We start from the raw sequence: 5,361 nt of genomic DNA on the forward strand, positions 1-5,361 counted from the left end.
CTCAGGAGTCGTTAGATTGAAGGGATTTTCTGGACTATAGGTAGCTATCTTTTCCCAATCCCTATCTAAACACAGTAACTCGGCCCCAGTTTGGGGAAGAAAATCCCCTAAAGATTCCTGAGTTAACACCAAAGAAATACCCGAATCTGAGAGGATATCCCCCAAGCGCTCGGTAGGATAATCCGGATCTAAAGGTACATAAGCTCCCCCGGCTTTTAATATCCCTAATAAACCGATGACCATCTCTAGGGAACGCTCCATAAAAATCCCGACCAAACTTTCTGGACCTACACCCTTATCTCGTAAACAGTGAGCTAACTGATTGCCCCGGTTATTTAACTGTTGATAGGTTAATTTTTGTCCTTCAAAAATAACCGCTATTCCCTGCGGATTCTGTGCAGCTTGTTCTTCAAATAATTGATGTAAAGACTTATCTAAAGGATAATCTGCCTCGGTATTGTTCCACTCTACTAATAACTGATGTTGCTCTTGTGTTGTCAATATAGGTAATTGTGTTACCCGTTGCCGAGTATCAGTAACAATCCCTGTTAAAATAGTCTGTAAATGTGCTGCCATCCGTTCAATCGTATCCTGAGTAAAACGGCTAGTATCATAGACTAACTGAATCAGTAACTCCTGTTTAGGAATAGCAACCACCGTCAAAGGATAATTAGTTTCCTCAAAATTCTCCACATCCTTAACCCTTAAGGATTGACGAGAATCTCTCGATAACGCTTCTCTGGGATAATTCTCAAAAACGACCAAACTCTCAAACAGGGGAACCCCCGGTGGAATATCACTTAATCTCTGTATTTCAGCCAGAGAAACATAAGCATAATCCTGAATTTCTGCTTGCTTTTGCTGTAATTCCTGTAACCAAGATAGCAATAAATCTGATTCTCTGATGGAGACTCGCAGCGGCAATGTATTAATAAATAATCCTACCCTATGTTCTACCCCTGATAAATCATGAGGGCGACCAGAAACCGTAACCCCAAATAAAACTTCTGACTCCCCACTATAGCGACTGAGAAGAATCGCCCAAGCGGCCTGTACTAGAGTAGATAAGGTCAGATTATGCTTTTGCGCCAAAGATTGCAGGTCTTTGGAGTGAGAAGCCGATAAATGACAGTTATACTCTTTATAAGTTGGCTTACCTTCAGATTTCATTAACTGGAGTCTGTCCACCCTCAGGGGGGTGGGAGTCATAAACCCTTCAAGAGTTCGCTGCCAAAAACTCTCAGCAATAGATGGGTTTTGCTCCTGTAACCAAACAATATAATCTTGATAGGGACGCGGTGAAGGAAGATGATAACTTTTCCCTTGAATACCTGCCTCATAAAACCCTAAAACTTCTTGATAAATAATAGGCATACTCCAACCATCCAGAATAATATGATGATGATTGCAGAGGAATTTATAAGTTTGGTCCGATAGTTGAATCATCAAGCAACGCATTAAAGGAGCAACTTTGAGTTCAAACCCTTGTTGACGCTCTGTTTCTAACAATAAATCTAAACGTTGTTGTTGTTCTGTGGGGTAAAGATTGCGCCAATCTTGATAATCCCAAGGCAAATCAACCTTTTTTCGCACAATTTGCAGAGGTTTTTCCCGTTTTTCCCAAAGAAATAGAGTCCTTAATACCGAGTGACGCTCTACAACTTTTTCCCACGCTTGCCTAAAAACTGTAAGGTTAATTTCTCCCTCCAGAGTAATTAGAGTTTGACTACAATAAATCCCTGAATCAGGAGTATAAAGACTATGAAAGAGCATCCCTTCCTGCATGGGGGAAAGAGGATAAATAGACTCCACATTTTTGGCGGGTTGATTTTTTGTGTCTGCCATGAAAGATTCTCCTTATTAGTCAATTTCTGCCAGAATATCGTCTAATTCCTGTTGATTCAAGTGCGCTACTGGAAAATCTGAGGGAGTGTAACCCCCAGCATCAGGAGATAAACAATGCTCAATCAATTTCAGCAAAGCTTCTTTATAGCTGCGCCCTAAATATTCTACCGTCGAACGTTCATAGATGAGATCGCTATAAGTCCAGTTTACTTGTAACTGTCCCTCGATAACTCTGGCCGTAATCTCTAATAAATGACTACGATGTCCCTTAAGACTGTGATTAGGCCCCTTAGACTCATTCGCTAATTTCCAATCCCCTTTTTGCAATTGTCCTTGCTCAAATTGACCTAAATAATTAAACAAAACTTCTCTGGCAGGAATTTCAGCTAATTGAGACTTAATATCAGCATCATCACTCAAATATCGCGAAATTCCATAGCCAATTCCCCTGTGAGGAATAGCTCGTAACTGTTCTTTAATAGATTTGAGCCGCTCACCGGGGTGATTTTCGGGGGGGAGTCGCAAAATAACCGGAAAAAGACTGGTAAACCAACCTACCGTCCTCGATAAGTCAACCTCACTGAACAAATCTTCTCGTCCGTGTCCTTCTAAATCAAGAGATATGGTCAAATTTTCTGTCCATTGTGTCAAAGTTTCCGCTAAAGCGGTTAACAAAACCTCATTAATTTGAGTGTTATAGGCAGCGGGGACTTTTTGCAAGAGGGTGCGGGTTTGTTCTTCATCTAGAGTCACCGTGACATCATTTGCCGTCGCTACTGTATTGTATTGTTTTCCAGCCTCGTCATCTACAGGTAAATTTCTCGCCTCTAACCAAGGTTGAGTTAACCAATAGTCTAATGGCTCTCTCGCTTTCTCCCCTTGTCCATAATCCCTCAAGAGAAGCGCCCAATCCTGAAAGGCTAGGGTTTTAGGTGGAAGTTCTACATTCTCCCCCCTTTCTAGCTGTTGATAAGTCATCAATAAATCTTCTAACAAAATTCGCCAAGATACACCATCAACCCCCAAGTGATGAATAATAATCAGTAACCGACTGGGTTGATAGGGCGCCAATTCCAATAGTACCGCCTTGATTAATAGTCCAGTAGAGAGGTTTAAACTTGCCTGTTGAGTTGTTGCCATTGCTAAGAGAGTTTCCCTTTGCTGAGATTGAGGAATAGAAGACAAATCAATCACTTCAAAAGGTACTTCCTCCGGCATTCCTTCATTGACTTGTTGCCATTGTCCTTCCTCCACAGTAAACCGTAACCGCAAAGCGTCATGATGTTCAATTAATTTTCTCAGAGATTGAGCTAACAAATCAGCTTTCAGGTGATGGGGAACTTCTAAGAGGACAGACTGATTAAAGTGGTGCATTTCAGCGCGATTTTGCTCAAAAAACCACAGTTGAATGGGAGTGAGAGGCACAATACCCGTCACTAAACCCTGTTTAGCTAATTCGGCTGTGGAATAATCGGCAACTGTAGCTAGTTCAGCAAGAGTAGGATATTCAAATATCTGTTTAGGGGTAATCTTCAACCCGGCTTGACGAGCGCGAGCGACAACCTGAATACTGAGAATAGAATCGCCCCCAACTTCAAAAAAGCGGTCATAACGACTCACTTGTTTAATGCTGAGAACATCTTGCCAAATACTGGCCAAAATCTTTTCTTTCTGAGTATGCGGGGGGACAAAATCCTGCTCAGATGTCCAAGGTATCTCAGGGAGGGGTAAACTGGAACGGTCAATTTTTCCATTGGGAGTCAGAGGGAGAGTTTCTAAGGAGACAAAAAGAGCCGGAATCATATACTCTGGCAATTTCTGTCCCAAGAAACGACGCAAATCCTCAGTATTTATCGGACCATTTTCTCCTACTAGATAAGCGACTAATCTCTTATTCCGATAGGAGTCTTCCCAAACCTTCACCACCTTTTGCTTAACTTGGGGATAAGTCCCTAGAGTTGCCTCAATTTCTCCTAATTCAATGCGGAAACCCCGCAATTTTACCTGATTATCACCCCGCCCCAAAAAATCAATATTTCCATCGGGTAAATATCGGGCTAAATCTCCTGTTTTATAGAGTTTGGCATTAGGTTCATTACTAAACGGATTGGAGATAAATTTCTCGGCGGTTAATTCAGGTTGATTCAGATAACATCGAGCTAACCCTTTACCCCCGATATATAAATCACCAATAGTTCCTAGAGGAACCGGTTGCTTAAAAGAGTCCAGAATATAAACTTGAGTATTGGCAATAGGCCGGCCGATACTCGGTTGTCCATGGTGTCCTTTAGGCACTAAGCTAAAAGTGGAATAAGTGGTATCTTCTGAAGGACCGTAGAGATTATAAACATTCTTAATGTTTTCCTGCTGGTAAAGCTTCTGGACTAATTGATTAGACAAAGCTTCTCCGGCGAGGTTTACCGTTTGCACAGTCTCAGGTATCGCCTCAATTTCCAGCAGTTGAGCTATCGCTGTAGGTACGGTATTAATTAATGTTACCTCTTTGGCTGCACTTAAACTAGGCAAATCTAAAACATTCTGGGCCAGAATAATCTTACCCCCCACAGCCAAGGGCAAAAATAGTTCAAATACTGACAAATCAAAACAAATAGAAGTAGCTCCCAAAACCCCCGCTAATTCCTCACTGCTAAAGACTTCCTTGGACCAATTCAGTAAGGTTGTGGTGCTGTGATGCTCAATGACAACCCCTTTTGGTTTCCCCGTTGAACCGGAGGTATAAATCACATAAGCGGTATTACTGGAACTTACGGGTAAAGAGAGGTTTTCGGGACTTTCTAGGGCTATATTTCTGGCTTCTGCCTCTAATATCACCAGATTCCCTGGATAATTCCCTAATTTCTCTACTAATTTTGCTTGTGTTAGCAACAAGGAAACTTGAGCATCTTCTAAGATAACATTGAGGCGTTCAGTTGGATAAGCTGGATCTAAAGGTACATAAGCTCCCCCTGCTTTGAGAATGGCTAATAACCCTATAACCATCTCAGGGGTCCGTTCTAGGCAAATTCCCACCAAAGACTCCGTTTTTACCCCTTTTTTGCCTAAATAATGCCCTAATTGATTCGCTTTTTCGTTTAATTGACGGTAGGTTAATTGTTCATTTTCTGTAATAATAGCGATCGCATCAGGACTGCGCTTAACTTGCTCCTCAAACAATTGATGAATACACCCATCCGGATAGTGAACCTCAGTATCATTCCATTCTTTTAATAATTGATGTTGTTCTTGCTCAGAAAGTAAACAACAAGTTTCATAACGTTCTAACCCTTCCGTTGCCATAGCGATGAGAGTTTTCTCGTAGTATCCTCCGATTAACTCCATCTGCTTTTCCCCTAGATAATTCCCATCATATTTAAGGGTAAGTTCTATTTGAGATGAAAGGGGATGAAGACTAAAATTAGCTAACAATGTAAAATTAGTTTGATTAAAAAACTTCCCTCCTAAGACTTCTAAATCTTTCACCCCGATGATACCTTGATAAACATGGAAATGAATAAA

General features: G+C 41.3%; 2 protein-coding genes. Both read right to left on the bottom strand.

Annotation, left to right across the window (positions count from 1 at the left end):
• A partial coding sequence (locus PX636_RS04370; protein WP_288116326.1) for a condensation domain-containing protein occupies positions 1–1,845 on the bottom strand: 1,845 nt, incomplete at its 3' end.
• Positions 1,846–1,860: 15 nt separating this feature from the next.
• Positions 1,861–5,361: non-ribosomal peptide synthetase (locus PX636_RS04375; protein WP_288116327.1), on the bottom strand; the 3,501-nt coding region annotated here is incomplete at its 5' end.

The sequence above is a fragment of the Microcystis sp. M53598_WE2 genome, from assembly GCF_030067735.1.
GTDB classification, from domain to species: Bacteria; Cyanobacteriota; Cyanobacteriia; order Cyanobacteriales; family Microcystaceae; genus Microcystis; species Microcystis aeruginosa.